This window comes from Arthrobacter sp. Hiyo1, from assembly GCF_001263615.2.
Taxonomy (GTDB): domain Bacteria; phylum Actinomycetota; class Actinomycetes; order Actinomycetales; family Micrococcaceae; genus Arthrobacter.
In genome coordinates this window covers 340,407-344,407 of sequence record NZ_DF952474.1, presented here as the reverse complement: position 1 = coordinate 344,407, position 4,001 = coordinate 340,407, and the positions used below count along the sequence as shown (strand labels likewise).

At 63.6% G+C, this 4,001-nt stretch carries 3 protein-coding genes and 1 riboswitch; of the genes, 1 reads left to right on the top strand and 2 read right to left on the bottom strand.

What is annotated here, in order from left to right:
- A partial coding sequence (locus AHiyo1_RS18890) for an LCP family protein (protein ID WP_059389579.1) occupies positions 1–1,112 on the bottom strand: 1,112 nt, incomplete at its 3' end.
- 223 nt (positions 1,113–1,335) lie between these two features.
- Positions 1,336–3,015 carry an NRAMP family divalent metal transporter gene (locus AHiyo1_RS18885; protein ID WP_253257457.1) on the bottom strand — a complete coding sequence of 560 codons (1,680 nt, stop codon included), beginning with the start codon at positions 3,013–3,015 and terminating at the stop codon, positions 1,336–1,338.
- 291 nt (positions 3,016–3,306) lie between these two features.
- Positions 3,307–3,481: riboswitch (M-box (ykoK) riboswitch) on the bottom strand.
- Between the two features lie 47 nt (positions 3,482–3,528).
- Here AHiyo1_RS18885 and AHiyo1_RS18880 point away from each other — a divergent pair.
- The gene (locus tag AHiyo1_RS18880; protein WP_059389577.1) at positions 3,529–3,888 is read left to right on the top strand and encodes an ArsR/SmtB family transcription factor; all 360 of its coding nucleotides are present in this window, start codon (positions 3,529–3,531) and stop codon (positions 3,886–3,888) included.
- Positions 3,889–4,001 lie beyond the last annotated feature (113 nt).

The window sequence follows — 4,001 nt, the reverse complement described above, 5'->3', positions numbered from 1 at the left end:
CAGCGGGACCGGAGTAAGGAGAGTTCCTTGACGGTCGCCTGCACCTGCTTGACGTCCACGGTGTTGATAGATGCGCCATCCGGGGAGGTGCCGAAGCCTGTGATCGGCAGGGTGGAGAAAGAGATGTTGCCGCCGGTCAGGGACGTGGCCTGCTGGGCGAGCTGGATCAGGTTCAAGTCCGAATCCACCACGATGTTCTTGCTCACCGCGTCCAGGACACCCTGCATTTTCCCGATGTCGGTGAAGGTCCCGGCGTCCTTGAGCTGGTGGGAGACCGATGCGATGAAGGCCTGCTGCCGGCGTTCGCGGTCCAGGTCCGAGAAGAGGTACGTCGGATCGGTGGTGTCCCGGCGCTGCCGCACGAAGGCCATGGCCTGTTTGGCGTCGATCTGCTGCATGCCCGCTTTGAAGTCGGCCCCGGAGAAGGTGTCCTGCGTGGCTCGGTTGACGCACACGGTGATCGGCGCGATGGCCTGGGCCGTCTGGTAGAACGCGGCCATGGTGACTTCGAGGAAATGGTCGATGTGCACGCTGCCCAGGAACTTGGTCACGGTGGCGATTTCGGCCTTGCGCCCGGCGTCGCGGGCCGCCTGGTAGGTGGCGTCGTCGTCGGGCTTTCCAGCGTTGATCAAGGAAGTCTTCTCCGCAGCGAAACCGTAACCGTACGCCTCCTTGATCTTCGCCTTGAACGGGCCGCTTCCGGGGATGCCGTCCACCTGGACGTAGTCATCCCGGGGAATCGAGATTCCTGCGGCTTTGGAACCGTCCGCGGGGATGTGGATGAGCATCAGGACGTTCGAGTTGTAGCCGCCGATATTCTCATCCCCCGCGTGCAGCGCGTCATACATCTCCGGAGGAAGGGGCTTACCCTTCTCGTCGACCCTCGTATCCAAGCCCATGATCAGGATGTTCGTGTCCTGGCTCAGCTTCGGCACCGCCTGGGGCTGCGTCTTCAGGTCCTTGAGGACGTCCGATCGGTGGACGTTGTTGTTCACCGCAACCGCCGTCGCGCCCACATACGTGACCACGACGGCGGCCGCCAGGGCCACGGTCGCCGCGACCGCCGTCGTCGAGATCAGGAGGACGGACTTGCGCCGGGACTTGTGGCGCATATGTCGGGGACCTTGAGAGCTTGCCTCCCCGCCGGGTGATCCGGCATGCGTTCCGCCGCGTCTTCCGGCGCGTCTTCCGGCGCGCAGGCGGTGGGGCCCATCATTCATGGAATTCTCCTGTCCCCGCCGCGGTTGGCGCGGTGGCTGGGTCCGCGGCGGGACCAGCGGGTAAGCAGATTGTAATCGGACATCCAAGGAATGGACTCGATGACGCGGGAAACCATCAGGCGCCAAGGGCGAGCTGGACCACCCGGACGATCACCAGGATCATCGCGATCAGCAAATACGCGCGCAGAACCGTCAGGCCAATCCGGTGCCCGGTGGACAGCTTGGGGGCGGTGAGCAGGGCAATCGGCGGCATGCGCCAGGTGGACCGCTGAGACCGGTCCACTGCATCCGGGCCCTGCACTGCGGGATGGATTCCGCGGTACACCAGGAACACAACCCCCGCGACGGCGGAGACGGCGCCACCCCCGATGAGGATGCCCAGAATGGCGTCCGAGCCCATGTCCGGGAACAACACCTCGGCGGTCAGGACCAAGGAGAGGATGACGAGGACCGCTATCACGGCCGAGGTGAAGAAGTTCATGAACCGCCCGTTCACCCACGGTCCCAGCACCTGCTTGTCATTGCAGAGCAACAGCAGGAACACCGTGGCCGAGGGAAGCAGGACCCCGGCCAGCACCTGGACCCCCACAGTGAGCAGACCCAAAGGGCTGCCCGGAATCAGGACCACAATGGCCGAGAGGACCAGGACTCCGACGAACACGGCGTAGAAGCCTTTGGCATCGGACACTTTCCGGTGCAGGGAGTGCTTGAGCCCCAGGACGTCACCGAGTGCATAGGAGGTGGAAAGCCCGACGGCGGCCGCGCCGATGATCGAGGCATCGATCAGTGCCAGCGCAAACAGGACACCAGCGACCTTTCCGACGTGCTGTTCGAGCCCGACGGCGACACCGCCTGCGTCCGTGAAGTTGCCGAACTCCGGGGTGCCGGCAAACGTCGCCGCCGTGAAGGAAATAATCGCTGCCGCGCCCACGATCACGATGGTGATTCCCAGCCAGAGATCGGCCTTCTCGTACTTCAGGAAGCGGGGAGTGATGCGCTTGTCGATGATGTACGACTGCTGGAAGAACAACTGCCACGGCGCCACGGTGGTTCCAACGATCCCGATGATCAGCAAAGTCACCGCGGACAGGTCCGCGCCTTTGGGCATGCCGGGCACCACGAAGTCGTGGGCGACTTGTCCGACGTCGGGATGGACCATGAAGATGATCGGAACCAGCAGCAGCGACCCGGCCACTAGGGTCAGGCAGACACGCTCGAACCGCTTGAAGGAACCGGTGCTCGCAGCACCCACGATCACCGCGGTGGCCAGGAGGATTCCCGGGATCTTGGGGATGCCCAGGTAGTCCAGGCCCAGGCTGATGCCGATGAATTCCGTGACGATGGTCAGGGCGTTAAGGATGAACAGGTCGATCACGCTGAACGCGCCCCAGAACTTGCCGAAGCGCTCCAGGATCAGCCGGGCATGTCCCACGCCGGAGACGACCCCCAGGCGCAGCACCATTTCCTGGTTCACGTACAACACGGGGACCAGTAGGAGCAGAGTCCAGAGCAGCGACGTTCCGTAGTTCTGTCCGGCCTCCGTGTAGGTGCCGAATGCGCCGGCATCGTTGTCGCCGACCATGACGATCAGCCCGGGTCCGATGATCGCCAACAGGGTCTTCACGCGTGCTTTGATGCCCGAGCGCGGCTTTTCGTCATTCACACGGATGGTGCCGAAAGCACCCTTGATGTCGCCGATGTGGGCGGTGTCCAGGGCTGCGGATGGCGCTAGCAGGGTCTTGGTTTCGGTCATGATGTACCGGCCTTCTGCCCGGAAAGGGGCACAAAAAGTCATGGAAAAGCCTCGCCTGGGCGCGTGGCATGGGCGGGCGTATTTGCGTTGTGTAGAGGGGCACGTTGCGTGCCGCTTGGATCAGGCTCTCGCTCGATCAGGCTCTGGCTGGATCAGGCTCTGGCTGGAGCAGGCCCGGCGTGCCGGACGGAATCAGCGCAGGGTTTCAGGACGCTGAAGCAGAATCCGGAAAACGGGACGGGAGACTGGGTTTATGACCATCGTTCATGATGGAACCGTCACCTCCTGCTGCCGTTGGACGCGCCGCGGGGAGGGCAGGCATAGAAGCCCGCACATGCCCCTCCTCGTAAGACCTTTGGCACTTCGCGGCGTGAACCCGGACTGTGTCCAGGAGCCAATCGGGACCACCCCTTAATGCCGGGGCGGCCTGTCCTGACCCGGGGCGTCTCTCGACGTTGGGGGTCGCTGGCATGTTTCCGCGAAGGAGCCTCAGCTAACGAACGGCACCTTGCTCACTATATATACCTCATTTTATCCGTATGAAACAATATAAGCATGGATGCAGATAACGCTGTGTGCGGCCGGGAGCCGGATAGCCAGTACGTCGAGCTCGCCGTCGAGGTCTTTGCGATGCTCGCCGACGCCACCCGGATCCGCATCATTCTTGCGCTGCGCGACGGCGAATTGCCGGTCAACCAGCTGGCGGAGCTGATCCAGAAATCCCAGGCATCCGTGTCCCAGCATCTGGCCAAGCTGCGCCTCGGCCGCGTTGTCACCACACGGCAAGCCGGAACCCGGGTGTACTACCGCCTCGCGAACGAACATGTCCGGCAACTTGTCACAGACGCGATCTTCCAGGCCGAGCATTCCCTCGAGGGAACACCCCGCCACCACCACGCCGACATCACTGACTAGGTGTGAGCGGGCGGCCCGCAAGGGCGAGCGCCACCGCGTCGTGGTTTAGTCCTAGCGGCGCTTGAGCATCACCGCGACCGCTGTCCCGATGCACACCGCGACGGCGAGGACCC

Excerpts from the sequence above, each read along its gene's own strand:
- AHiyo1_RS18885 (WP_253257457.1), bottom strand. The coding sequence starts at position 3,015 with ATGACTTTTTGTGCCCCTTTCCGGGCAGAAGGCCGGTACATCATGACC.
- AHiyo1_RS18880 (WP_059389577.1), top strand. The coding sequence starts at position 3,529 with ATGGATGCAGATAACGCTGTGTGCGGCCGGGAGCCGGATAGCCAGTAC.